Origin of the sequence: Cellulomonas chitinilytica (assembly GCF_016862675.1) — a bacterium.
In the GTDB taxonomy this organism is placed as follows: Bacteria; Actinomycetota; Actinomycetes; order Actinomycetales; family Cellulomonadaceae; genus Cellulomonas; species Cellulomonas chitinilytica.
Window position 1 is genome coordinate 139,030 of the sequence record NZ_BONK01000013.1, and the last position, 24,904, is coordinate 163,933.

Annotated in this window: 22 protein-coding genes; 8 read left to right on the plus strand and 14 right to left on the minus strand. The window is 74.7% G+C overall.

Translation table 11 applies throughout. The features are described 5' to 3' along the window. Position 1: 1 nt before the first annotated feature. Both Cch01nite_RS17905 and Cch01nite_RS17910 read right to left on the minus strand, forming a co-directional pair. The gene (locus Cch01nite_RS17905) at positions 2–1,630 is read right to left on the minus strand and encodes an SDR family oxidoreductase (RefSeq protein ID WP_203757844.1); all 1,629 of its coding nucleotides are present in this window, start codon (positions 1,628–1,630) and stop codon (positions 2–4) included. After that, entirely contained in the window at positions 1,627–2,625 is a 999-nt protein-coding gene (locus Cch01nite_RS17910) for a DNA topoisomerase IB (protein ID WP_203757845.1), read from the minus strand. The genes Cch01nite_RS17905 and Cch01nite_RS17910 overlap by 4 nt, the downstream gene beginning before the upstream one ends. Positions 2,626–2,795: 170 nt before the next feature. Here Cch01nite_RS17910 and Cch01nite_RS17915 point away from each other — a divergent pair, with 170 nt between their 5' ends. Then, positions 2,796–3,464 (plus strand): hypothetical protein, encoded by a 669-nt coding sequence (locus Cch01nite_RS17915; RefSeq protein WP_203757846.1) that lies wholly within the window; start codon positions 2,796–2,798, stop codon positions 3,462–3,464. 28 nt (positions 3,465–3,492) lie between these two features. On the opposite strand, the gene Cch01nite_RS17920 is transcribed toward Cch01nite_RS17915, so the two are convergent. The 3 genes from Cch01nite_RS17920 to ptsP form a co-directional block, all read right to left on the minus strand. Then, positions 3,493–4,359: an acyl-CoA thioesterase gene (locus Cch01nite_RS17920; RefSeq protein WP_203757847.1), complete on the minus strand. Its 867-nt coding sequence runs from the start codon at positions 4,357–4,359 to the stop codon at positions 3,493–3,495. Positions 4,360–4,363: 4 nt separating this feature from the next. Then, a complete protein-coding gene (locus tag Cch01nite_RS17925) occupies positions 4,364–4,747 on the minus strand; it encodes a globin (RefSeq protein WP_275407229.1) in 384 nt (127 codons plus the stop codon). A 68-nt stretch (positions 4,748–4,815) separates the two neighbouring features. Further along, positions 4,816–6,507: a phosphoenolpyruvate--protein phosphotransferase gene (ptsP, locus tag Cch01nite_RS17930; protein ID WP_203757849.1), complete on the minus strand. Its 1,692-nt coding sequence runs from the start codon at positions 6,505–6,507 to the stop codon at positions 4,816–4,818. Between the two features lie 108 nt (positions 6,508–6,615). On the opposite strand from ptsP, the gene Cch01nite_RS17935 reads away from it, so the two are divergent. Next, positions 6,616–6,888 carry a PTS sugar transporter subunit IIB gene (locus Cch01nite_RS17935; RefSeq protein ID WP_275407230.1) on the plus strand — a complete coding sequence of 91 codons (273 nt, stop codon included), beginning with the start codon at positions 6,616–6,618 and terminating at the stop codon, positions 6,886–6,888. 40 nt (positions 6,889–6,928) lie between these two features. Then, positions 6,929–7,372, plus strand: a complete 444-nt coding sequence (locus Cch01nite_RS17940; RefSeq protein ID WP_308439312.1) for a PTS sugar transporter subunit IIA — start codon at positions 6,929–6,931, stop codon at positions 7,370–7,372. 55 nt (positions 7,373–7,427) lie between these two features. On the opposite strand, the gene Cch01nite_RS17945 is transcribed toward Cch01nite_RS17940, so the two are convergent. The 3 genes from Cch01nite_RS17945 to Cch01nite_RS17955 are packed head-to-tail and all read right to left on the minus strand — an operon-like array spanning position 7,428 to position 10,986. Beyond that, on the minus strand, positions 7,428–8,618 hold the full coding sequence (locus Cch01nite_RS17945; RefSeq protein ID WP_203757852.1) for a mechanosensitive ion channel family protein: 1,191 nt from the start codon (positions 8,616–8,618) through the stop codon (positions 7,428–7,430). After that, entirely contained in the window at positions 8,615–10,777 is a 2,163-nt protein-coding gene (locus Cch01nite_RS17950; RefSeq protein WP_203757853.1) for a prolyl oligopeptidase family serine peptidase, read from the minus strand. The genes Cch01nite_RS17945 and Cch01nite_RS17950 overlap by 4 nt, the downstream gene beginning before the upstream one ends. A gap of 11 nt (positions 10,778–10,788) precedes the next feature. Further along, the gene (locus Cch01nite_RS17955; protein WP_203757854.1) at positions 10,789–10,986 is read right to left on the minus strand and encodes a hypothetical protein; all 198 of its coding nucleotides are present in this window, start codon (positions 10,984–10,986) and stop codon (positions 10,789–10,791) included. Between the two features lie 31 nt (positions 10,987–11,017). Here Cch01nite_RS17955 and malQ point away from each other — a divergent pair, with 31 nt between their 5' ends. Then, the gene (malQ, locus tag Cch01nite_RS17960; RefSeq protein ID WP_203757855.1) at positions 11,018–13,156 is read left to right on the plus strand and encodes a 4-alpha-glucanotransferase; all 2,139 of its coding nucleotides are present in this window, start codon (positions 11,018–11,020) and stop codon (positions 13,154–13,156) included. 32 nt (positions 13,157–13,188) lie between these two features. On the opposite strand, the gene Cch01nite_RS17965 is transcribed toward malQ, so the two are convergent. Beyond that, on the minus strand, positions 13,189–14,178 hold the full coding sequence (locus Cch01nite_RS17965; RefSeq protein WP_203757856.1) for a DsbA family protein: 990 nt from the start codon (positions 14,176–14,178) through the stop codon (positions 13,189–13,191). A gap of 153 nt (positions 14,179–14,331) precedes the next feature. Next, a complete protein-coding gene (pepN, locus tag Cch01nite_RS17970) occupies positions 14,332–16,932 on the minus strand; it encodes an aminopeptidase N (RefSeq protein ID WP_203757857.1) in 2,601 nt (866 codons plus the stop codon). A gap of 210 nt (positions 16,933–17,142) precedes the next feature. Here pepN and Cch01nite_RS17975 point away from each other — a divergent pair, with 210 nt between their 5' ends. Beyond that, a complete protein-coding gene (locus Cch01nite_RS17975) occupies positions 17,143–17,760 on the plus strand; it encodes a mycothiol-dependent nitroreductase Rv2466c family protein (RefSeq protein ID WP_275407231.1) in 618 nt (205 codons plus the stop codon). Between the two features lie 88 nt (positions 17,761–17,848). Next, positions 17,849–18,370: a hypothetical protein gene (locus Cch01nite_RS17980; protein WP_203757859.1), complete on the plus strand. Its 522-nt coding sequence runs from the start codon at positions 17,849–17,851 to the stop codon at positions 18,368–18,370. Positions 18,371–18,419: 49 nt separating this feature from the next. Here the strand turns inward: Cch01nite_RS17980 and Cch01nite_RS17985 are convergent, their stop codons facing one another. Beyond that, complete coding sequence (locus Cch01nite_RS17985) at positions 18,420–20,420, minus strand: M13 family metallopeptidase (protein ID WP_203757860.1); 2,001 nt, start codon at positions 20,418–20,420, stop codon at positions 18,420–18,422. Positions 20,421–20,515: 95 nt separating this feature from the next. Here Cch01nite_RS17985 and Cch01nite_RS17990 point away from each other — a divergent pair, with 95 nt between their 5' ends. Beyond that, a complete protein-coding gene (locus Cch01nite_RS17990; RefSeq protein ID WP_203757861.1) occupies positions 20,516–20,965 on the plus strand; it encodes a ribose-5-phosphate isomerase in 450 nt (149 codons plus the stop codon). A 64-nt stretch (positions 20,966–21,029) separates the two neighbouring features. On the opposite strand, the gene Cch01nite_RS17995 is transcribed toward Cch01nite_RS17990, so the two are convergent. Beyond that, on the minus strand, positions 21,030–22,295 hold the full coding sequence (locus Cch01nite_RS17995) for a GNAT family N-acetyltransferase (RefSeq protein ID WP_203757862.1): 1,266 nt from the start codon (positions 22,293–22,295) through the stop codon (positions 21,030–21,032). A gap of 95 nt (positions 22,296–22,390) precedes the next feature. On the opposite strand from Cch01nite_RS17995, the gene Cch01nite_RS18000 reads away from it, so the two are divergent. Further along, entirely contained in the window at positions 22,391–23,476 is a 1,086-nt protein-coding gene (locus Cch01nite_RS18000) for a PP2C family protein-serine/threonine phosphatase (protein WP_203757863.1), read from the plus strand. Between the two features lie 25 nt (positions 23,477–23,501). On the opposite strand, the gene Cch01nite_RS18005 is transcribed toward Cch01nite_RS18000, so the two are convergent. Both Cch01nite_RS18005 and Cch01nite_RS18010 read right to left on the minus strand, forming a co-directional pair. Then, the gene (locus Cch01nite_RS18005; protein ID WP_203757864.1) at positions 23,502–23,831 is read right to left on the minus strand and encodes an MGMT family protein; all 330 of its coding nucleotides are present in this window, start codon (positions 23,829–23,831) and stop codon (positions 23,502–23,504) included. 2 nt (positions 23,832–23,833) lie between these two features. Then, complete coding sequence (locus Cch01nite_RS18010) at positions 23,834–24,871, minus strand: LLM class F420-dependent oxidoreductase (protein ID WP_203757865.1); 1,038 nt, start codon at positions 24,869–24,871, stop codon at positions 23,834–23,836. Positions 24,872–24,904: the final 33 nt, after the last annotated feature.

Genomic DNA, 24,904 nt, shown 5'->3' on the forward strand with positions numbered 1-24,904 from the left:
GTCAGACGTCCGTGCGTGAGCGCTCGACGCGCTCGGCGGCCCGGGCGATGTTGCGTTGCATCCCGCCGAACACGATCCCGTGGAACGGGTAGACCGACCACCAGTACAGGTGCCCGGCGAGCCCGTGGGGATGGAACAGGGCACGCTGCACGAACGCCGTCGGTGCCGTGCTCGGCTCCTCGCCCTCGATGCGCAGCTCGAGCCACGCGAGCCCCGGGACGCGCATCTCGGCCCGCAGCCGCAGCAGGGAGACGGGCTCGACGGCCTCCACCCGCCAGAAGTCGACGGCGTCGTCGACCAGGAGCGTCCACGGGTCGCGCCGGCCGCGGCGCAGACCCGGGCCGCCGACCAGCCGGTCGGCGAGGCCCCGCACCCGCCACGCGAGCGGCCACGAGTACCACCCGCGCTCGCCCCCGAGGGCCTCGAGCACGCGCCACAGCGCGGCCGGGGACGCCGCGACGTCGATCCGGCGCTCGTCGACGTAGAGGGACCCGCCCGCCCAGTCGGGGTCCGTCGGCAGCGGGTCGCTCGGGGCGCCCGGGACGGACGCAGACGTCCACCGTGTCGTCACGGCAGCGTCGTGCACGCGCTGCAGGGCCAGACGGACCGCCCGGTCGAACCCCACGAGGCCGCCCGGCGGGTCCGGGACGTGCGCGGCGATGTCGTGCTCGTCGCACACGACCTCGTGCACGAGGGACTCGACGAGCGGCCGGGCGAGACCGGCGGGCACGGGCGTGACGAGCGAGACCCACAGGCTCGACAGCCGTGGCGTGAGCACCCCGACGCCGACGACGAGCCGCCGCCGCAGACCTGCGACCGCCGCGTACCGCTGCATCATGTCGCGGTACGTGAGGACCTCGGGCCCGCCGATGTCGAACCCGCGGCTCACGTCGGACGGCATCGCCGCGGCCCCCACGAGGTACCGCAGGACGTCCCGGATCGCGATGGGCTGGATGCGGTTGTCGACCCACCGCGGCACCGTCATGGCCGGCAGCCGCTCCGTGAGGTAGCGCATCATCTCGAACGACGCCGACCCCGAGCCGAGGATGACGGCAGCACGCAGCACGGTGGTCGGCACGCCCGACGCGAGGAGGATCTCCCCGACCTCGGTCCGCGACTGCAGGTGCGGCGACAGCTCCTCGCCCTCGGGGTGGAGGCCGCCGAGGTAGACGATGCGGCGGACCCCCGCCTCCCGGGCCGCCTGCGCGAACGCCAGCGCGGTGCGCCGGTCGCGGGCCTCGAACGAGCGCCCCGACCCGAGCGCGTGGATGAGGTAGTACGCGACGTCGGCGCCGGCCAGCGCTGCCCGGATCGCGTCGAGGTCGGACGCGTCGGCCGTCGCCACCTCCACGTCGCCGTACCAGGGCCGGGCGCGCAGCCGGTCGGGGTTCCGGGCGACGGCCCGGACCCGGTAGCCGGCGGCGAGCAGCTCGGGCACGAGCCGGCCGCCGACGTACCCGGTCACGCCCGTGACGGCGGCGACCGGCGCGTCGGGACGAGGCCGGCCGTCCGGACCGGGACCGGGCACGAGGCCGGGGAGCGTGCGTGCCACGGGCTCGGGCGCGAGGTCGTCGGGAGCGACCGCGCCGGCGCCGGGCCGGGGCGGGGCGGCGTCGTCGGGGCCCGTCACGGGGTCAGCATCCGGAGCGTCTCGCGCTCGGCGACGGCCTGCGAGCGGGTCGGGCGGATCGTCGTGCCGTGCTCCCAGAGGTCCACGACCCGCGGGTCGATGTACGACGCGCGACACACGGCGGGGGTGTTCCCGAGCTCCTCGGCGACGTCCTTGACGACCTGCGCCACGACCCGGCGCCGCGCCCGCTCCGACCTGGGAGGCGCACCGGCGGCAGCCAGCCCGCGGGCGGCGAGCACCGTCGCGTGCCACGTGCGGAAGTCCTTCGGCGTCGCGTCGCCGCCGAGCCGCTCCTTGACCGCCAGCCCCACGTCGGCGCTCGTCACGTCGTGCCACCCCGTCGGGTCCTGCCAGGCGAGCAGCTCGGTGCCGGGGTCGTCGCGCCGCACGAGCAGCCGGACGGCGGCGGCCACCTGGTCGTCCTCGACGACCGTGTCGCCGACCTGTCCGGACTTCGCCGGGAAGTGCAGGTGCACCCGGCCCTCCTCGCCGTCGGCCGCCGGACGCAGGACGGTGGCGTGCTCGCGCAGCAACGTCGCCAGGCCGTACGAGCCGTGCCTGGCCGCGTACCCCTCGCCGCCGACGCGCAGGTAGGCGAGGTCGAGCAGCCGGAAGGCGAGCGCGAGCGCCTTCTCGCGGGGCATCCCGTCGAGCGCGAGCTCCCGCCGGACGCGTCGTCGGGCGGCGGGCAGGTTCCGCGCGACGTCGAGCACGTGGTCGTGCTTGAGCCGGTCACGCCGCACCCGCCACTGCTGGTGGTACAGGTACTGGCGGCGCAGGGCGTCGTCGAGGCCGGCCGCCTGGATGTGACCGTTCGGGAACGGGCTGATCCAGACGTCGTGCCAAGCCGGCGGGATCGCCAGCGCGACGATCCGGTCGAGGTGCTCCTCGTCCGTGATGCGGGCGCGGTCGAGGTCCAGGTACATGAAGCCACGGCCGGCCCGGCGACGGGTCCACCCCGGCGCGTCGATGCGCACGCGCCGTAGCCTGACCATGCCGCACAGTGTCACCTGCCGTCACCGGCGGCGCGCGTCGGCGGGCGACGGGCTCGCGGCGACGGCCGGATCCGCCGCCGGACGCGCGGCGGCGGCGCTAGGGTGTGCGCCGCACCGCCGACCAGCGGGGTCGGCCGTCGCGGCCGTCGAGCGACCAGTGGACGGCACGCGTGCGCTTCAACCCTCCGCCCGGCTGGCCGGTCGAGCCCGGCTGGAGGCCGCCGCGCGGCTGGGAGCCGGACCCGGCATGGCCGCGGCCGCCGATCGGGTGGCGGACGTGGGTGCCCGACGACGACGACGTCGTCGACCGACGTGAACGGGTCCGCGCGGTCGTCGTCCTCGGTGCCGGCGAGGTCCTCACGCTCGCCGGCGCGGTCGCAGCGGCCGTCGCCGCACTGCGCGGTGACGCCTGGCTCGGCCGGGTCGGGCTCGCCGTCCTCGGTGTGCCGGTCGCGGTCGTCGGCCTGCGGATGCTGCGGGCCGTGCGCCGGGCGGGCGCACCCGGAGCGGGTCCCGGGCTCCGCTGGGCACTCGTGGCAGCCACCGCCGCGGTCGCGGTGCTGGGCGTCGTCGCCGGCGCGGTCGTGGTGCAGACGGCACGGCTCTCGCCGACGGAGGGCACGTGCGCGCGGGTCGACGAGGAGCTGTACGTGCACCTCGTCCTGTGCGCGGCGCCGCACGACGTCGTCGTGGAGCGCCCCGTCGCCGACCCGCAGGAGTGCCCGCAGGGCATCGCCGCGTGGCTCCCGGGTGCGTGGTACTCCCTGCACGACGACGCGTGGGTGTGCCTCCTCGACGCGCACCTGACCGCGCCCGACGGGTCCGTCGTCGCGGGCTGAGGCGCCGCCGACGACCGGGCCTCCGGCGTCAGTCGGCGAAGCGGACCATGCCCTCCTGGGCGATGGACGCCACGAGCACGCCGTCCTGGGTGAACACGCGCGCGGCACCCAGGCCCCGGCCGCCCTGCGCGCTCGGCGTCGACTGCACGAACAGCAGCCACTGGTCGACCTGCACGTCTCGGTGCCACCACATGGCGTGGTCGAGGCTCGCGATCGACAGCCCGGGGGAGATCCACGACCGGCCGGCCCGGCGCAGGATCGGCTCCAGCATGACCTGGTCGCAGGCGTACGCGAGCAGCGCGCGGTGCAGCAGCTGGTCGCCGGCGGGCACGGGCCCCCGGGAGCGGAACCACACCTTCTGCTGCCCGGACGTGTCGCGGGCGGGGCGCAGGTTGACGTTGTCACCGACGTGCCGGACGTCGAAGGCCGCCTCGTGCGCCCAGAACCGCGCGACCGGGTGGTCGATGCCGTCGAGCCGCTCGTGCACGGACGTCAGACCCTCCGGGCCGGGGACGTCGGCGGGCATCTCGTCGGCGTAGTCGAGGCCGTCCTGCTCCTGCTGGAACGACGCGATCATCGACAGGATCGGCACCCCGCCCTGCAGCGCGTGCGTGCGCCGGGCCGAGAACGACCGCCCGTCGCGCAGCCGCTCGACGGCGAACCCGATCGGCTCGCGGACGTCGCCGGGACGCAGGAAGTACCCGTGCATCGAGTGGGGGAGCCGGTCGGCGTCGAGCGTGCGCCCCGCGGCGAGCAGAGCCTGCGCGAGCACCTGGCCGCCGAACACCCGGCCGCCCGGCTGCTGCAGGCTGCGGCCGGTGAACGTGTCCGGCGCCGCCGGGTCGGCCTCGAGGTCCAGGATGTCGAGCACGGGGACGGTGGGGTCGATCGTCATCGGGTCAGTCCTCGAAGGTGTTGAGCATCGAGTGCGCCGCGCGCTCCAGGTAGTCCCAGAGCTCCGCGCGGTGCAGGGGGGCGAGGTCCAGCGAGTCGACGGCGGCGCGCATGTGCGCGAGCCAGCGGTCCCGGGCGTCGGGGTTCACCTTGAACCCGGCGTGCCGCATCCGCAGCCGCGGGTGCCCGCGCTGGTCGGAGTACGTCGTCGGGCCGCCCCAGTACTGCTCGAGGAACAGCGTCAGGCGCTCGGCGGCCGGGCCGAGGTCCTCCTCGGGGTACATCTCCCGCAGCACCCGGTCGTCGGCGACGCCGCGGTAGAACTCGTCGACCAGCGCGACGAAGGTGGCGTGACCGCCGACGGCGTCGTAGAAGGAGTCAGGCCTCACGGCGACCATCCTCACACGCGCGTGCGACGGGTCCCGGCGATGGGCGGGGGAACCGACGGTGAGTCCCGTTACAGGCCGAGCTCGTCGAGCACCGGCAGGCCCCGACGGACGACGGCCCGGGCGTCCTCCGCTGTGGGTGACGTGAGCGCCAGCTGCGCGAGCCGCCGGCACTCGTCGACCGTCGTCGACGCCAGGACCGCCGCGACGTCGGGCAGCGCGCGCGGCGTCATCGACAAGGACGACACCCCCAGCCCGACGAGCACGACGGCGAGCGCCGGCACGGCCGCGGCCTCGCCGCACACCCCGACGGGGCGGCCCTGGGCGGCTCCACCCGCGCACGTCGCGGCGACGAGCTGCAGCACCGCGGGCTGCCACGCGTCGGACAGGTGCGCGACGGCGCCGAGCATCCGGTCGGCCGCCATCGCGTACTGCGTGAGGTCGTTGGTGCCGATGCTCGCGAACGTGGCGTGCGCGAGGATCGGGCCGGCCAGCAGCGCCGCGCTGGGCACCTCCACCATCACGCCGGACGTGGCCAGCCCGTGCCGGGCGCAGGCCGCGACGAACTGCTCGGCCTCGTCGACCGTGGACACCATCGGCGCCATGACCCACACCTGCGCGGACTCGGCCTTCGCCGCCTGCGCGATCGCGGCCAGCTGGTCCTCGAGCACCCCCGGGTGCCGGGCGACCGTCCGCAGGCCGCGGACGCCGAGCGCGGGGTTCGTCTCCGGGTCCCCGGCGAGGAACGGCATCGGCTTGTCGGCGCCCGCGTCGAGCGTCCGCACCACGACCTTGCGGCCGGGGAACGCGGCGAGCACCTGCCGGTACGCGGCGACCTGCTCGTCGAGCGTGGGTGCCTCGGCGCGGTCGAGGAACGCGAACTCGGTCCGGAACAGGCCGACGCCCTCGGCACCCGCCGCGGCGGCCGGTGCCGCGTCGGCGGGGTCCCCGACGTTCGCGAGCAGCTCGACGCGGTGCCCGTCGGCGGTGCGGCCGAGCCCGTCGAACGTGCGCACCTGGCCGGCGAGGGCGAGGGCCGCGGCGACCTGGTCGTCGTCGGGGGCCACCGTGACCGTCCCGGCGCTGCCGTCGACGAGGACGACGTCACCCTCGCCGACCAGCACGTCGATGCCGCGGGCGGCGACGACGCCGGGGATGCCCCGGGAGCGGGCGAGGATCGCGGTGTGCGACGTCGGGCCGCCCTCGGAGGTGACGACCGCGCGCACGGTGGTCGGGTCGAGCGTCGCGACGAGCGCGGGTGCCAGGTCGGTCGCGACGAGGACGTACGGCTCGTCCCGGGCCGGCAGGCCCGGTGCGGGACGGCCCGTGAGGTCGGCGACGAGCCGGTCGCGCACGTCGGCGATGTCCCGGGCGAGGTCGGCGAGATGGCCGCCGAGCGCCTCGAACTGGGCCGCGACCGCGTCGGCGGCCTCCCACACGGCGCGCTCCGGGACGAGCCGGTCGTCGATGACCCGCTGCGTCGCGTCGGCGACGAGCGTCGGGTCGGTGGCGATCGCGGCGGTCGCGCGCAGGACGCCCGCGGCGTCGCCGGTCGCGCGGTCGGCCGCGGCCTCCAGCTCCGCCTGCACGCGGGCGGACGCGACGGCGATGCGGGAGGCCTCGGCGGCGTAGTCGGTGCCCGGCGGCAGGCGGCGACCCGAGGGAGGCTCGGCGACGGGGTCGGGGAGCAGCGCCACGGGGGCGACCACGCGGCCCGGGCTGACACCGATGCCGGTGACGACCGTGGCGGGGTGCGGACTCACTCGGACCAACCTCCTCGTCGACCTGACGCAGTCTCGTCCCTGGGGCGGCGCCGGTGCAAAGCCGGAACGGCCGCGAAGGACCGGCAGGTCAGGGTTAGGCTGGAGGGTGTGCGCGCCGACCAGCCGGCGCCGGACGAGCCGGGGAGTTCCATGAGCAAGGCAGAGCAGATCCTCGCAGCGCTGGGTGGCGACACGAACGTCGTCGACCTCGAGCCGTGCATCACGCGGCTGCGCGTCGAGGTGACCGACGCACACCTCGTCGACGAGGCGGCCCTCAAGGCCAGCGGTGCGTTCGGTGTCGTCCGCTCCGGCCGCATCGTCCAGGTGATCGTCGGCCCCGAGGCCGACAACCTCGCCGCCGAGCTCGACACCCTGCGCTGACCGTCCCGTCGCGGCGTCCACGATGAGCACGCTGCGGATCGTGAGTCCGCTCGCCGGTGTCGTGCACCCCGTGTCGAGCGTCCCCGACCCCGTGTTCGCGAACGAGATCGTGGGACCGGGCGTGGCCGTCGAGCCTCTGCGGACGCAGTCGCAGGTCGTCGTCTCACCGGCCGACGGCGTCATCGGCGCCCTGCACGCCCACGCCTTCGCCCTGGAGCTGCCGGGCGACAGGTCGGTGCTCGTGCACCTCGGGATCGACACCGTGCGCCTCGCGGGCCAGGGGTTCACGCTGCACGTCGAACGCGGGACGCGCGTGCGCGCGGGCGACCGGCTCGTCACGTGGTCGCCGGTGGACGTCGCGGCCGCCGGGCTGGCGACCGTGTGCCCCGTCGTGGCGCTCCAGGCGGACCGGGACCTGCTCGAGCAGCTCGTCGAGGACGGCGCGACCGTGCAGGCCGGGGACCCGCTGCTCGACTGGCACTGACCGCTCGACCGGGACCGCTCGACCGGCACCGACCGCTCGACCGGCACCGGCCCCGTCAGGACGGCGGGAGCGCCTGGCGGGCGTCCTGACGGTTCACGACGTCGTCGAGCACGGTGTCGTGCGGGTCGCGGGGGACCTGGGTGCCGTCGTCGGTGCGTGAGCCGCCCGTCCCGGACTGCTCGACCGTCTCCGCCTGCTCGTCCGCCGTTCCGGCCCCGTCCTGGGCCGACGTCCCGTCCTTCGACGCTCGCGCGGCCTGGTGGGCCGCGAGCAGGTCGCGCTGCCCGGCGAGCGGCACCCCGGCCCGCTCGAGCTCGTCGCGGGCCGCGACGCGCAGCGCCCGGGCGACCTCCCACTGCATCGCGGGCGACGTCTTCACCTTGAGCCGCAGCGAGACGGCGTCGGCGGCGAGCCGTTCGATGCCGGTGATCGTGGGTTCGCCCTGCAGGTACGTCCCGACCTCCGGGTCCCGGGCGACGCGGCCCGCCGCCTGGGTGAGCAGCGCCCGCACCTCGTCGAGGTCGGCGAAGTAGTCCACGTCGACGTCGACGACGGCCGTCGCCCAGCCCTGGGTCTTGTTGCCGACCCGCAGCATCGACCCGTTCGGCACGTACCAGAGGGTGCCGTCGGCGTCCCGGATCTTCGTGACGCGCAGCGTGACGGCCTCGACGGTGCCGTTCGCCGGCCCGACGTCGACCACGTCGCCCACGCCGTACTGGTCCTCGAGCAGCATGAACGTGCCCGTGAGGAAGTCCTTCACGAGGCTCTGCGCGCCGAAGCCGAGCGCGACGCCGATGATGCCGGCGGACGCGATGAACGGCGCGATGTTCACGCCGAGCGCCGCCAGCACCATGAACACGACCGTGCTGCCGATGAGGATGGTCGCCGACGAGCGCAGCACGGAGTCGATCGTGCGGGCGCGCTGCGCGCGGCGGGCGCTGGCGAGCGGGTCCGCCTTGAGCAGCACGCTGCCGACGCCGGTCTCGCCGATGGGCTTCATGACACCGCGCTGCAGCATCGGCGTGCCTTCGGCGATGTGGTGCGTGACACCACGGATCGCGCGGCGGACCAGCACCAGGACGATGCTGCCGATGACGACGATGAGGACGATCTTCAGCGGCGTCCCGAGGAACCAGGTGACCCAGGCGGCCGGGTCGCTCTTGTCCCCGGGGCCGTGCTCGGAGAGGGGGTCCGTCGGGTCCGGTGTGCTCTCGGCCGCACGGACGACGGCTGCGGTGATGCTCATCGGGCCAGCCCCGTCCGGTCGGCGACGAACTGCAGCTGCTCGACGGTCAGCCCGATCGTGCGCGTCAGCGACCGTCCCCCGTGCCCGACGCCGGTCTCCCGGCGCACGAGCACGGGACGCTCGAGCGGGTCACCGGTGGTCGCGGCCTGCAGCGCGGCGGCGAGCTTGCGCGCGTGCAGCGGGTCGACACGGGTGTCGCCCTCGAACACCGTGAACAGCGTCGCCGGGTACTCGGTGCCGTCGACGACCCGGTGGTAAGGCGAGTACCCGAGCAGCCAGCCGAGCTGCGTGGGGTCGTCGGCGTCGCCGTACTCCTCGGTCCACGTCACGCCGAGCCCGAACCGCTGGTACCGGACCATGTCGAGCAGCGGCGCGGAGCACACGACGGCCGCGAACAGGTCGGGGCGCTGGGTGAGCGCGGCGCCGACGAGCAGGCCGCCGTTCGAGCCGCCCCAGCAGGCGAGCTGCTCCGGGGTGGTCCACCCGGCGGCGACGAGCGCCTCCGCGACGGCGTGGAAGTCGTCGAACACGTTCTGCTTGTGCGCGCGCATGCCGGCGCGGTGCCAGTCCTCGCCCTCCTCGCCGCCACCGCGCAGGTTCGCGACGACGTACACGCCGCCGGCCTCGACCCACGCGAGGGTGGTCGCCGAGTAGCCGGGGTCGAGGGAGATCTGGAAGCCGCCGTAGCCGTACAGGATCGCCGGTGCGGGGGCGAGCGGTCGTCCGTCGGCGTCCAGCAGGTCGGTGCGGGCCAGGACGAACGCGCGCACGGTCGTGCCGTCGGCGCTCGTGACCTCGACCTGGCGGGTGGTCACGGCGGCGACGTCGGCGACGACGCCCGGGGGCTCCGCCCACACCGTGGTGCTGCGGGTGCGCCCGTCGAAGCGGTGCACGCTCGCGACCGTCGTGTGGTCCGTGTACGAGAACCACACGTCGTGCCCGCCGTCGGGCCGGGTGACGAGCCCGGAGACCGAGCCCAGGCCGGGCAGGGCGAGGGTGCCGTCGTCGCCAGGCAGCCGGTCGCCGGTCGCCGGGTCGTGCAGCGTCACCTCGGAGACGGCGTGCCGGCGCCAGGACGCGAGCAGGAGCGTGGGCGTGGTGTCGTCGCCGCCGTCGTCCGTGAACGCGACGTCCTCGAGCACCGCCGCCGGGTCCTCGGCGAGCAGCGTCACCCACGTGTCGACGCCCGGCCGGGCCGGGTCGGTGACGGCCAGCCGGCCACGCGGGGCGTCGAGGTCGGTCTGCACGTACAGGCGCCCGTCGCGCGCCACCCACGCACCCGTCTGCGCGTCGAGCCCGACGGCGACCTCGACGAACACCGGCGGGGCACCGGTGGTGCGGTCCGCGATCCACACGTCCGTCCGGGGTGCGGTCCCCGCGGAGGCGGACACCAGGAGCCAGCGCCCGTCGCGCGAGACCGAGACGCCGTAGTAGTTGGTCATGTCGAGACCGTCGCCGAACACCTCGACGTCCTCGTCGGGCGACGTGCCCACCCGGTGCAGCCACACCCGCCGGTGGTACTGCTGCTCGTCCTCCGGCAGGCCCTGCGGTGCGAGCCGACGCACGTAGTAGAGCTCCTCACCGCCGGGCACCCACGCCACGGGGGAGTACCGCGCGCGGTCGACGGGCCCGTCGACGAGCTCGCCGGTGGCGACGTCCAGCACGTGCAGGACGCTCTCCTCGGTGCCGCCCGACGACACCTGGTAGGCCAGCAGATGACCTTCCTTGGACGGCTGCCACGTGTCGAGCGTCGTCGTCCCCGCCGGGTCCAGGGCCATCGGGTCGACGAGGACCCGCTCGGTGCGGCCCGTCCCGTCCGCGTCCGGCTCGGAGACGACGACGACCGCGTGCTCCTGGTCGCCGGCGCGCCGGGAGAAGAAGTACCGCTCGCCCCGCCACGCCGGTGCCCCCACGACCCCGGCGCCGAGCAGCTCGCGCATCCGCGCCGTGAGCCTGTCGGTGGCGAACGGCCCCGTGAGCCGCTGCCCGTCGCGGTACGCCGCGTACAGCTCGTCCTGGCTCGCCGACCACGCCTGCGTCTCGTCGTCGGACGTGTCCTCGAGCCACCGGTACGGGTCGGCGACGCGGTGGCCGTGCAGGTCCTCGACGAGGTCGTCGCGCCGGGCGGTGGGGTACGTGCGCAGCGTGCGTGCGGTCATGGTCCGCAAGGCTACGACGCGTCGCCGCCGATGCCCGCCGGCCACCCCACCGCCGCCGACCGGCGGGTCGCGCGGACCGTCGGGACGGCCAGGGCGTCGTCGGACGGGACCACGCGCCGGCCCGCCCGCACCCGGCGGCCGGCCGCGTGCCCGTCGTCCGGGCGTCCGCGCAGGTCGCGCCCGCCGCGCGCGGTCGCGTCGTCGCGCACCCTGCCGGGGGGCTCTGGCAGGATCGGGGACGTGGCAGACGACCCGGAGCTCCCGTCCGACGCCTTGCTGCGCCTCGCGAACGCCTACGGCGTGACCGCCGACTACTGGGGATTCGACGGCACGCACAAGGTCGCGTCCGCCACCACCCTGCGCGCCGTGCTCGCCGCCCTGGGCGTCGACGCGTCGTCGCCGGAGCGCATCGCGCTGGCCGCAGCCTTCGTCGAGGACATGCCGTGGCGTCGCACGCTGCCCCCGGTCGTCGTCGTGCGCGCCGGGCGTCTCGCGCACGTGCCGGTGCACGTCGCGCACGGCGACCCCGTCGAGGTCTGGCTCGAGCTCGACCCGGAGGCGGGCGGCGGCCGGCGCGAGCTCACGCAGGCCGACGTGCCGGTGCCGCCGCGCTCGGTCGACGGCCGCCTCGTCGGCCGCGCGACGTTCACCCTGCCCGTTGACCTGCCGCTCGGGTGGCACGAGATCCGCGCCGAAGGTCCGAGCGCAGGTGCCCGGAGCCCCGTCGTGGTCACCCCGGACCGGCTCGAGCTGCCCCCGGCCCTGCAGGGCAGGCGGGCGTGGGGCCTCATGGCGCAGCTGTACTCCGTGCGCTCCCGCGACTCGTGGGGTGTCGGCGACCTGGCGGACCTGGCCGAGGTGAGCTGGCTCGCCGGACGTGAGCTCGGTGCGGACTTCCTGCTCGTCAACCCGCTGCACGCCGCCGAGCCGCAGGCGCCGCTCACCCCGTCCCCGTACCTGCCGACGACCCGCCGGTTCGTGAACCCGCTGTACATCCGCGTGGAGGACGTCCGCGAGGCCGCCTACCTGTCGGCCGCCGACCGGGCGCTCGTCGAGTGGGCAGGTGAGCCGGTCCGTCTGCTCGACACCGACCCGGGACCGATCGACCGCGACGCCGCCTGGACCGCCAAGCGCGCCGCCCTCGAGGTGGTGTTCGCGGCACCGCGCTCCGCGGCCCGGCAGGCGGCGCTCGACGCCTACGTCGAGGAGGAGGGCACGGGCCTCGAGACGTTCGCGCTGTGGTGCGCGCTCGCGGAACGCTACGGCCAGGAGACGTGGCCCGAGGAGGCGCTGGACCCGCAGTCGGACCTCGTCGCGCAGGCACGCGACGAGCTCGCGGAGCGCGTCGCGTTCCACCGGTGGCTGCAGTGGGTCGCCGACGAGCAGATCGCCGACGCGCACCGCGCCGCGCTCGACGGCGGCATGGCGGTCGGCATCATGCACGACCTCGCCGTCGGCGTGCACCCGCAGGGTGCGGACGTGTGGGCGCTGGGCGACGTGCTCGCCACCGGCGCGAGCGTCGGTGCGCCGCCCGACATGTACAACCAGCAGGGCCAGGACTGGTCCCAGCCGCCGTGGCAGCCCGACGCGCTCGCCCGGGCCGCCTACCGGCCGTACCGGGACATGCTGCGCACCGTGCTCCGGCACGCCGGGGCGATCCGCATCGACCACGTGCTCGGCCTGTTCCGGCTGTGGTGGGTGCCGGACGGTGCGCCGCCGTCCGAAGGCGCCTACGTCCGGTACGACCACGAGGCGCTCGTCGGGATCCTGGCCCTCGAGGCGCACCGCGCCGGTGCGGTCGTCATCGGCGAGGACCTCGGGGTCGTCGAGCCGTGGGTGCGTGACTACCTGTCGGAACGCGGCATCCTCGGCACGTCCGTCCTGTGGTTCGAGCGGGACATGCACGGCGCCCCGCTCGCACCCGAGCACTACCGGCCGCTCGTGCTCGCCACCGTCACGACCCACGACCTGCCCCCGACCGCGGGGTATCTCGCCGGTGAGCACGTGACGATCCGCGACCGCCTCGGCCTGCTCACCGAGCCCGTCAGCGTCGTGCGCGCCGCCGCCCGGGCCGAGCGCGACCAGATGATCGCGGTGCTGCGGGAGCGAGGGCTCGTCGGTGACGACCCGTCGGAGCGCGAGATCGTCGAGGCGCTGCACCGTTACGTGACGGCCACGCCGTCCGTGCTCGTCGGGGTCGCGCTGACCGATGCCGTCGGGGAACGACGCGCGCAGAACCAGCCCGGCACCGACCAGGAGTACCCGAACTGGAAGGTGCCGCTCGCGGACAGCGCCGGGCAGGTCGTCCTCGTCGAGGACCTGTTCACGAGCGCGCGCCTGCGGTCGCTCGCGACCGTGCTCAACGCCGACATCGGCTGAGCCCGCCGCGCGGGCCGGGCGGGCGGGGCCGGTCAGCCCCCGGGCGTGGGCGTCGTGCTCGCGCCGGTCTGGCCTTCGAGCGCCTTCTGCTGCGCCGCCGCCATGATGCCGTTGTACGTCTGCGCCATGAACGCGAAGAACTGGTCCGGGCTGTCGATCTCGCCGGGGTACGGGACCCCGCCGATGAGCAGCCGCATCGGCACGTCCAGCGCCGGCACGTTCTCGAAGGGCACGGACTCCTGGGCGCGGGCGGTCGCCTGCGCGGCCCAGCCCGTCCAGTCGCCGTGCTCGATGCAGCTCGCGACGTCGTCGCCGGTCGCGCCTGCACCCGCGACGAGCTCGACGAGCGCGTCGGTGGCGAGCCCGTCGTCGGGGAGGTCGGGCTGCGCCTCGAGCAGGGCGGCGTTGACGTCGTACGCGTGCTCCGGGTCGGTCGACGCGACGCACGCGAACGCGCCGGCGGCCCGCGTCGAGTAGTCGCCGCTGAGAGCCGTGGCCGCGCCTGCGGTCGCGCCGTCGGAGGGCGGCGCCGAGGTCGACGTCGCGCCGTCGAGCACCGCGACCGGGTGGACCTCGAACGTCACGTGCCCGCCCGAGAGCCACTCCTCGAGCATCTTCGAGTTCGTCGACCAGAACGTCGCCGCGTCCGGGCTGCGGTAGTCGAGGTACAGCACGACGTCGATCAGGCCGCCGTCACGCAGGCTCTCCGTCGCGACCGGCGCGGCGCCCTCGGCGAGCGCCGCGGTCGGGCGGACCGAGATCTTGCCCGACTGACCGACGAAGACGGCGCCGTCGCTGAGCATGTTCTCCGGGCCGCCCGTCGGGGCGGCGGACGAGCTGCTCGTCGGGTCCCCGGTCGTCGTGGTCCCCTTGTCGCACGCCGCCGTCAGCGCGAGGACGGCGACCGCCGCCACCGCGGCCGCCACGGTCGCACGGCCCCGGGACCGACCGGTGCGCCGCCGCTCGCCCGGCACGGTCCGGTCGTCGTGGTCCGCGGTGGTGCCACGGGGTGCGTTGCTCATCGGGGCGGAGCCTCCAGCGGGGGTCGTCGGGCGTGCCGACGGGGACGGCGACGAATCATGGTGCCCCACACCACACCGGCCTGCCCAATCCGTCCCTGTGAGCCTGCTGAGCGGGGGACGCGAGCGGCGCGTGACCTGCGACGATGCCGACCGTCACGGCCGGCGTCGGTCGGCCTCCTGGGCGGCCAGCGCGCGACGGACACCGTCGCGCGACTCGCCGACGAGCCGGCGCAGCGCGGGTGCGGCGTCGGGGTGGGCCTCGAGCCACGCGTCGGTCGCGCCGAGCACGTCGACCCGGTCGTCGTCCGCGAGGTCGGTCGGGTACAGGCCGACGACGATGTTCTGCGCCATCTCGTTCGTCCGGTCGGACCAGACCTGCTCGAGCGCCGCGAAGTACGGCTCGACGAACGGCACGAGCAGACCTCGGTCGTGCACGCGGCCGAAGCCGGCGATCGTGGCTGCCTGGAGCGCGTTCGGGAGGTCGTCCCCGTCCACGACGGCGGCCCACGCGGTGGTCTTCGCCTCGGGCGTCGGGAGCGCCGCCCGCGCGGCCGCGGCGGCACGCTGGCCCGTGGCGGTCGCGTCGACCGAGAGCTGCGCGGCGATGTCGAGCTCACCGGCGCGCCCGCCCGTGACGAGCGACGTGAGCAGCTCCCAGCGCAGGTCGGTGTCGATCGGCAGTCCGTCGAGCGAGTCCTTGCCGTCGAGCAGCGCGACGACGGCGTCCAGCTGGGCGGGCGTCGACGCCCGGCCGGCGAACGCCTTCACGAGCTGCAGCTGCGTGTCCGACCCGGCCGCGGCCGCGCGGGCGAGCTCCAGCAGCCGGTCCGCCGCGGCGACCTCGGTCGCCTCCCGGTGCTCGGGCGCGACGTACAGGTCGAGCGCCGTGGAGAGCTGGCGGAGGAGCACGAGCACCACGGACGAGTCGGACTCGTGCGCGACGTTCCGCAGGACGAGGTCGACGAAGTCGCGGGCCGGCGTCTCGCCGTCGCGGGTCGCGTCCCAGGCCGCGGTCCACACGAGGGTGCGCGGCAGCGAGTCCTCGAACGCCGACAGGTGCTCGATCGCGGTCGCCAGCGAGCGGTCGTCCAGCCGGATCTTCGCGTACGCCAGGTCGTCGTCGTTGACCAGCACGAGCGCGGGCCGAGGCCGGCCCACGAGTGCGGGCACCGGGGTGCGCGCGCCGTCGACGTCGAGCTCGACGTGCGCGGTGCGGACGAGGCGCCCGGTGGTGGCGTCGAGGTCGTAGCCGCCGATGGCGAGGCGGTGCGGGCGCTGCACGGGGTGCTCGCCGGGCACCTCCTGGAGCACGTCGAACGAGGTGATGACGTCGTTCTCGTCGACCTCGATCGCGGGGCGCAGGAGCGTCACGCCGGCCTTCTCGAGCCACAGCCCGGACCAGGCGGACAGGTCGCGACCGCTCGTGGTCTCGAGCTCGGAGAGCAGGTCGCGCAGCTCGGTGTTGCCCCACGCGTGCTTCGCGAAGTAGGCGCGCACCCCCGCGAAGAACTCGTCCTGGCCGACCCAGGCGACGAGCTGCTTGAGCACGCTCGCGCCCTTGGCGTACGTGATGCCGTCGAAGTTGACCTCGACGTCCTCCAGGTCGCGCATGTCGGCGACGATCGGGTGCGTGGACGGCAGCTGGTCCTGGCGGTACGCCCAGCTCTTCTCGAGCGAGGAGAACGTGGTCCACGCGCTCGTCCAGCGGGTCGCCTCGGCGGTGGCGAGCGTCGACGCGTACTCCGCGAAGGACTCGTTGAGCCACAGGTCGTCCCACCAGCGCATCGTCACCAGGTCGCCGAACCACATGTGCGCGAGCTCGTGCAGGATCGTCACCGCACGCCGTTCGACGGTCGCCTCGGGGACCTTGGACCGGAACACGTACGACTCGAGGAACGTCACGGCGCCCGCGTTCTCCATGGCGCCCGCGTTGAACTCGGGCACGAAGAGCTGGTCGTACTTCGCGAACGGGTACGGGAAGTCGAACTTCTCCTCGTAGAAGGCGAAGCCTGCCCGCGTGATGTCGAGGATGTTGTCCGTGTCGAGGTGCTCCGCGAGGGACTCGCGGCAGTACACGCCGAGCGGGATGGTGCGGCCGTCGCTGCTCGTGAGCTCGCCGCGCTCCTCGTGGTACGGGCCCGCGATGATCGCGGTGATGTACGGCGCGATGCGCGGCGTCGTCTCGAACGTCCAGGTGGCCGTGCCCTTGTCGACGCCGCCGTTGCGGTTCACGCCGTCCTCGACCGGGGCCGCCTCGCCGACCTGCGGGTAGTTCGACACGACCTTCCAGTGCGCCGGCGCGGTGACGGTGAACGTGAAGGTCGCCTTCAGGTCGGGCTGCTCGAACACGGCGAACACGCGGCGGGAGTCCGCGACCTCGAACTGCGAGTACAGGTAGACCTCGTCGTCGACCGGGTCGACGAACCGGTGCAGGCCCTCGCCGGTGTTCATGTAGGCGGCGTCCGCGACGACCACGAGCTCGTTCTGCGCGGCCAGGTCGTCGAGCCGGATGCGGGAGTCGGCGAACACGTCCGCGACGTCGAGGGCGCGGCCGTTGAGCGTGACCTCGTGGACCGTGGGCGCGATGAGGTCGACGAACGTGCTCGCACCGGGCGTCGCGCCGAACCGGAGGACCGTGCGCGACCCGAACGTGGTGGGGCTCGCGGTCAGGTCCAGCGTCACGTCGTACGACTGCGTCGTCACGACCGAGGCGCGCTCGCGCGCCTCCGCACGGGTCAGGTTCTCAGCGGGCACGCGGGTTCTCCTCGGACGAGATGGTGGTGGCTCGTGGCCGGGCTCGATCATCCCACGCGGCCCACGCCTGCCCGCCGTGGTTATCGGCGGCCGTGCGGCGAACCGACGGCGTCTGGGCTGTGGACGGCTCGACGACCGATGTGCGCGGAACGCCCTCGAACGGGCAGACTCGCCACGGCTCATCTGCCTGCCACCCCGAGGAGGACTCTCGTGACCGTCACGCCTGCCGCACGACCCGTCGTCGACTTCTGGTTCGACCCGGCCTGCCCCTGGGCGTGGATGACCTCCCGGTGGATGGACGAGGTGGGCCGCGTGCGGGACGTGGACGTGCGGTGGCACGTCATGAGCCTGTCGGTGCTCAACGAGAAGCGTGACCTCCCGGAGCACTACCGCGCGCTCATGGACGACTCCTGGGCCGCGGTCCGCACCATCGTCGCGGCCGCCCGCGACCACGGCGACCAGGTCGTCAAGCCGCTCTACGACGCGATCGGCACCCGCCGCCACCCGGGCGGCCGCAAGGACACCGCCCAGATCATCGCGGAGTCGCTGGCCGAGGTCGGCCTGCCCGCCGAGCTCGCCGCGGTCGGTGCCACCGACGAGGTCGACGCGCTCCTGCGCGAGTCCCACGCCGAGGCGATGGCGCTCGTCGGCGACGACGTCGGCACGCCCGTCGTCGCGATCGACGGCGTCGGGTTCTTCGGTCCCGTCATCACGCCCGCCCCGAAGGGCGACGACGCCGGACGGCTGTTCGACGGCCTCGCGCTGGTCACGAGCGTGCCGGGCTTCTACGAGCTCAAGCGCTCCCGGACGGCGGGTCCCCAGTTCTGAGCAGCCGCACCCACGATGCTGGACGCTCGACTGGAACGTCCGGTTCGCCCCGTGTGATCCTGTCGGCGTCCACGACCGCGGGAGCGACATGACCGAGACGCGCACCATCCGCGCCATGGTCGTGGCCGACGTCGTCCTGGTGCTGACCTTCCTCGTGCTGCTCGTGCTGTACGTCGCGGGCGGGTCCTCGGGCGACGGTGGCGACGCCCAGGTCTCGGCGTCGCCCACGTCCAGCGCGCCTGCCGCGACGGCGGGCGCGACCACGGGTCCGGCGTCCTTCCGCCTCCCGAGCGGCAACATCGCGTGCGCGATGGCCGACGAAGGCGTGACGTGCACCATCGCGTCGTACTCCTACGCCCAGCCGGTCGTCGCCGGGTGCACCGGGACGACCGGTCACGTGCTCGTGCTCGACGCCGACGGGGCCGCGTTCACGTGCGAGACGGGACCGACGCCGCAGGTCGCCGGCGACGACGTCGCGACGCTCGAGTACGGCTCGTCGGCGACGGCCGGCGACTACACCTGCACGAGCGCGACCGACGGCGTGACGTGCACGAATGGCGCGGGCGTCGGGTTCCGGCTCGCCCGGGCGAGCTGGACCGAGCTGCCCTGACCCGGCGAGCACGGCCCGGCGCACCCTGACGGGCGCGCCGGGCCGGACCTCACCAGATGCGGACGCGCTCCGCCGGGTCGAGGTACAGCGCGTCGCCCGGCTGCACGTCGAACGCCTCGTAGAACTCGTCGATGTTGCGCACCACGCCGTTGCAGCGGAACTCGTTGGGGGAGTGCGGGTCGGTCGCGATCCGGCGGACGACCTCCTCGTCGCGGCCCTTCGCCTGCCAGACCTGGCCCCAGCCGAGCAGCACGCGCTGCACGCCGGTGAGCCCGTCGACGACGGGCGCCTCGTCGAGCGACGTGCCGAGCGCGATCCGGTAGGCCTTGAGCGCGATCGACAGGCCGCCGAGGTCGCCGATGTTCTCGCCGATCGTCAGCGCGCCGTTGACCTTGTGCGACCCGCCGAGCTGCGCCGGCGAGAACTCGCCGTACTGGTCGATGAGGGCCTTGGTCCGCTTCTCGAACTCGGCGCGGTCGTCCGCCGTCCACCAGTCCTCGAGCCGGCCGTCGCCGTCGTACTTGGAGCCCTGGTCGTCGAACCCGTGCCCGATCTCGTGGCCGATCACGGCACCGATGCCGCCGTAGTTCACGGCGTCGTCCGCGTCCGCGTCGAAGAACGGGGGCTGCAGGATGGCCGCGGGGAAGACGATCTCGTTCATGCCCGGGTTGTAGTAGGCGTTGACCGTCTGCGGCGTCATGAACCACTCGTCGCGGTCGATCGGCCTGCCGATCTTGTGCAGCTCGCGGTCCTGCTCGAAGGCCGACGCGCGCCGCACGTTGCCCAGCAGGTCGTCCGCCGAGACGACGAGCGACGAGTAGTCCCGCCACTTGGCCGGGTAGCCGATCTTCGGCGTGAACGCGTCGAGCTTCGCGAGCGCCTTCGCGCGCGTCTCCTCACCCATCCACTCGAGCCCCGTGATCGACTCGCGGTACGCCTCGACGAGGTTCGTGACGAGCTCGTCCATCCGCTCCTTGTGGGAGGCGGGGAAGTGCTTCTCGACGTAGACCTTGCCGACGGCCTCGCCGAGCACGCCCTGGACGAGGGCGACGCCACGCTTCCAGCGGTCGCGCAGCGCCTGGGCGCCGGTGAGGGTGCGGCCGTAGAAGTCGAAGTTGGCCTCGACGACGTCCTGCGACAGGTAGGGGGCGCGGTCGGTGACGACGTGGTACGTCAGCCACGCCTTCCAGTCCTCCAGCGGCTCGCTCTGCCAGAGAGCGGCGAAGCCCTCGGCGAAGGACGGCTCGCGGACGACGACCTGGTCGAGGGACCCGGCCGGCGCACCCAGCGCGAGCGCCCAGGCGTGCCAGTCGAAGCCCGGTGCGCGCCCGGCGAGGTCCGCGAGCGTCGTCGGGTTGTAGGTCAGGTCGGCGTCGCGGTCCTTCACGACGTCCCAGTGGTGACCGGCGAGCTTCGTCTCCAGCCCGACGACCCGGCCGGCGAGCTCGTCGGCGTGCGCCTCGTCCGTCGCGGCCCGGGCCAGCAGGAGCATGCGGGCGACGTGCGGGCGGAACGCGGCGAGGACCGACGCGTACTGCTCGTCGCGGTAGTACGACTCGTCCGGCAGCCCGAGGCCGCCCTGGTAGAGGTACACGACGTACCGGTCGGGGTCCTTCGCGTCGTTGTCGACCCAGAACCCCACCGCGCCGCCCGCCCCGGTGCGCTGCAGGGCACCGAGAGCACCGGTCAGGTCCGCGGCCGACGTCGCGGCCTCGACGAGCGCGAGGTCCGCGCGCAGCGGTGCGACGCCGGCCGCCTCGACGGTGTCGGTGTCCATGAACGAGGCGTAGACGGCGCCGACCTTCGCCTCGACGTCGTCGTCCGCGGGACCGTCGCCCGCCCGCGAGGCCGCAGCGGCGGCGGCTTCCACGATGATGTCGCGGACCTGCTCCTCCGCCTGGTCATGCAGCGCGCGGAACGCGCCGTCCATGGCCCGGTCCGCGGGGATCTCGTGGCTGGCGAGCCACCGTCCGTTCACGTGGGCGAAGAGGTCGTCCGCGGGGCGGACGTCGGGGTCGAGGGCCGTCAGGTCGATGCCACTGCGCGTCATGCGCACAGCCTACGGACGCGCGGCGCTCGCGGGGCCCCGCGGCCGCTGCGTGGGCGCCGGCCGCGGCACGCCCGACGCTGCGGCAGGATGAGCCCATGCGCATCCACGTCGCCTCCGACCACGCCGGATACGAGCTCAAGGTCGCGCTCGTCGAGCACCTGCGATCCGAGGGCCACGACGTCGTGGACCACGGCGCGCACACGTACGACGCGCAGGACGACTACCCGCCGTTCTGCTTCGACGCGGGTGAGGCCGTGGTGGCCGAGCCGGGGTCGCTCGGCGTCGTCATCGGCGGGTCCGGCAACGGCGAGCAGATCGCCGCGAACAAGGTGCCCGGCGTCCGCGCGGCGCTGGCCTGGAACCTCGACACGGCCCGCCTGGGCCGTCAGCACAACGACGCGAACGTCGTCGCGATCGGGGCGCGCCAGCACTCCGTCGACGACGCGCTCGAGCTGGTCGACGCGTTCGTCGCCGAGCCGTTCAGCGGCGACCCCCGGCACCAGCGCCGCATCGACCTGCTGACGGCGTACGAGCAGCGCGCCTGACCGGGCACGGCGGAGGGCCGGCGTCGCCCGCCCTCCGCCGTCCCCGCCTCGTGCGGGGCGACGCTCAGAACACCCAGCTGCACACCGGTGCGACCGGCCAGCCGAACGCGGCCGCGGCGGCGAGGGCGGCACCGGGACGGCGCTCGGTGACCAGCCCGGCGCGCCGCTGGGCCTCGAGCGACCGGCCCCCGAGGTAGGCGGCGCCGAGCTCGCGCACGTCCAGCTCGAGGTCCGCGTCGTCCTGCGTGCGCTCGACGGTCGCCGCCCACGAGCCGGCCTCGGCGTCGCCCGTGCGCAGCCGCCAGCGGCCGGCGTTCGCGGGCAGGCGGGCGTCCGTCACGTCGAGCACGACGTCGACCGGGGCGGCGTACCGACGGCCCGCGAGCGCCGCGGGGAGGTCGAGCACCCGCACCCACAGGTTGTCCGTGACCTTCGGGACGACCGCGCGGGGGTCGACGAGCAGGTGCAGCAGCGCGTCGTCGACCGGGAGCATCGGCCCCTCGACGCTGGCCGTGAGGTCGAGGTCCAGCAGGAACGACCACAGGCGGTGCGTGGCGGCGGCGTCGACGGCGACCGCCTCGCGGATCTCGACGGTGTGCCGCGGGCCGGCGTGCTCCCACTTCTCCTTGCGGCGCAGCATCGCGTAGGCGCGCGGCTCGCCGTCGGCGGTGTGCACGGTCACGATGCGTAGGGGCTCGCCGCCGTTGCGCCAGGCCGGGGGGTCGACCATGGCGCGGATCCGCAGCTCGTCCGTGTCGCGTGTGATCCAGCCCGGCCGGCCCTGCCCCGCGGCGCGGTGCAGACCGTCGACGAGCGCGGTGTGCGCGTCGCGGTCGACGGTCGCGAACCGCACCGACAGCTCGTCGCTGCCGGGCACGGGTCGCAGCGCGGCACCGCGGCCGACCGACACCCGCACGTTGTCCGAGGCAGACCCGTACCCGAAGCGCCCGTAGATCGCGTGCTCCGCCGCGAACAGCGCCGAGACGGGCTCCCCGCGGCCGAGCGACCGGGCGAAGTGCGTGTCGATCATCGTGTGCAGGAGGCCTCGACGCCGCTGGTCGGGCCGGGCACCGACCCAGGTCAGCCCCGAGCAGTCGACCGTAGCGCCGGGGACGGGGAGCCGGAACGGGAACGACGCGTGCACCGACGCGAACGTCCCGTCGGGCCGCTCGACCGCGACGGTCCGGTCCCACGGGAGGGTGAGCGGCACGAGGGCGTCGGTCTCGGGTGTGGAGTCGAACGCGAAGGCGAGGCGATCGACCTCGAGGAACTCCTGCTTGCGGGTCTCGGGCACCTCGACGACGCGGTACCCGTCAGGGAGTGGGGTCATGGGCTCCATCGTGGCCCAGGCCCGTCCGCGGAGAGAGCCTTTATCGGCGCGTCGCGGCCGGTCGGACGCCCGCGACCTGCGGATACGCTCGGGTGATGAGCACGCACGGGAGGCGGGCGCGGCGCAGCCTCCTCGGTCGCGCCCGGCGTGCCGTGCACCGCCGTGCGCGGCTCCACCTCGTGGCCAGCCTGGTGCTCCTGCTGAGCGCCGTCGCCATCAGCGTGGGTGTGCGGCTCGAGCCGGACTGGGTGCCGCCGTCCACGTTCCTGCTCCTGCAGGTGGTGGCCGTCTTCTTCCTGCGTCAGCGGATGCTCGTGGTGCTGGGCGTCCTGATCCTGGTCCTCACCGCGTGGTTGTGGGCCACCGGGGCGCCGAGCATGATCCCCGGTGTCGTCGTCGTGATCGTCATCTCGGTCGTGGTGACGCTGACGTTCGGCTGGCGCCGGCACCAGATCGGGCTGCAGGGGGCGCCGGGGGACCGCATGCTCGTCGACCTGCGGGACAGGCTCTCCGCGCACGGCCGGGTGCCGCCGTTGCCGGACGGGTGGCGGGTGGACAGCGAGATCCGCTCCGCGCACGCGGACGCGTTCTCGGGCGACTTCATGGTGGCGGTGCTGCGGGCGTCGTCGCTGCTCGAGATCGCGCTCGTCGACGTGTCCGGCAAGGGGCAGGGGGCGGGCGTCCGGTCGCTGCAGCTCTCCGGGGCGTTCGGCGGTCTGCTCGGCGCGATGCCGCGTGAGGGGTTCCTCCCCGCCGCCAACGACTACCTGCTGGACCAGCAGTGGGCCGAGGGGTTCGCGACGGCCGTGCACGTCGCGGTGGACCTCGACTCGGGCGCGTACTGGGTCGCGTCCGCCGGCCACCCGCCGCCCCTCCACCTGCATGCGGGGGCGGGCCGGATCGACGTGGTGAACACCGTCGGCAGCCCGGCGCTGGGTGTCGTCCCGGGCATCGAGTGCTCCCCCCAGGAGGGGCACCTGGACCACGGGGACGTGCTGCTGCTCTACACGGACGGGCTCGTCGACGCACCCGGCACCGACCTGGACCGCGGCCTCGACCGGCTCATGGGGGCGGCCGACCGGGTGCTCGGACCGCGGCGCGGGGGAGCGGCGGCCGTGCTCGCCGGGGTCGCGGCGGCGGACGACGACGACCGCGCGCTCGTCCTCGTCTGCCGGGACTGAACCCGCCCGCGGACGACGGCCGCGCTCAGTCGTCGGGGAACCAGATCGCGCGCCGCAGCGCGACCCGGGTGCCGTCCGTGACCATCGGCGTCCCGTCCGCCACCAGGAGGGCGACCGCGCGCGAGGCGTGCCGGGCGGGCGGGCTGCCGGCGGCGTTGACGACACGCCACCACGGCACCCCCGACCCCGCCCGGCCCATCACCTGGCCGACCTGCCGGGGGCCGCCGCGAGGCGTCCGACCGGCCCGGACGGCGCGGTCGGCGAGCACCTCCGCGATGAGTCCGTAGGTCATGGCCCGGCCGGGCGGGATCGCCTCGACGAGGTCGAGGACCGCCTCGACGTACTCGTCGTCCACGGTCAGGGGGTGAGCACCTGCGCGACCGCAGGCAGGGTCCGGGGGTCGGCCTGGACGAGCATCGTGGTGATCGCGGTCGACCGCCACGCCGGCAGCTGCGCGCGGATGTCGTCCGCCGTGCCGACCAGCGCGATGTCCCGGACGAGCTCGAGGGGCACCGCGGCGATCGCCCGCGCCCGGTCGCCGCCGAGGTAGTGCGCCTGGATCTCGTCGCACGCCTCGGTGTAGCCGAGCCGGTCGAGCACGGCCCGGTGGAAGTTGGCCCCCTTGGCGCCCATGCCGCCGGCGTACAGGGCGACGAACGGGCGCACGACGTCGGCCGCGGACTCGATGTCGTCGCCGAGCACGACGGGGACCGTGGCGGTGACCTCGAACTCCTCGACGGGCCGGCGCTCGGGTGCGCGCAGCGCGAACCCCTCGGCGAGCAGCGCCCGGTACTCGTCGTCCATCCGCGGCGAGTAGAACAGCGGCAGCCAGCCGTCGCCGATCTCGGCGGTCATCACGGTGTTGCGGGGGCCCTCAGCGGCCAGGTGGATCGGGATGTCGGCGCGCAGCGGGTGCACCGTCGAGCGCAGCGCCTTGCCGAGCCCGGATCCCTGGTCGGCGGGCAGCGGGAGCTTGTAGAACGCGCCGTCGAACGTCACCGGCGCCTCCCGGGCGAGCACCTGCCGCACGATCGAGACGTACTCGCGCGTCCGGGCGAGCGGGCGGGGGTACGGCTGGCCGTACCAGCCCTCGACGACCTGCGGACCCGAGGCGCCGAGGCCGAGCACGAACCGGCCGCCCGAGAGGTGGTCGAGCGTGATCGCGGCCATCGCGGCGGCGGTCGGGGTTCGCGCGGAGAGCTGTGCGATGGCGGTGCCGAGCCGGATCCGCGAGGTCCGGGCCCCCCACCAGGCGAGCGGGGTCAGCGCGTCGGAGCCGTACGCCTCGGCCGTCCAGACGGAGTCGAAGCCGAGCTGCTCGGCGGCGAGCACCGCCTCCTGCGCGCCCGGCGGGGGACCCGCCGACCAGTACCCGGTGTGATAGCCCAGCCGCATCGGTTCTCCTCGTCGTCCGGCGTCGTCGTCGAC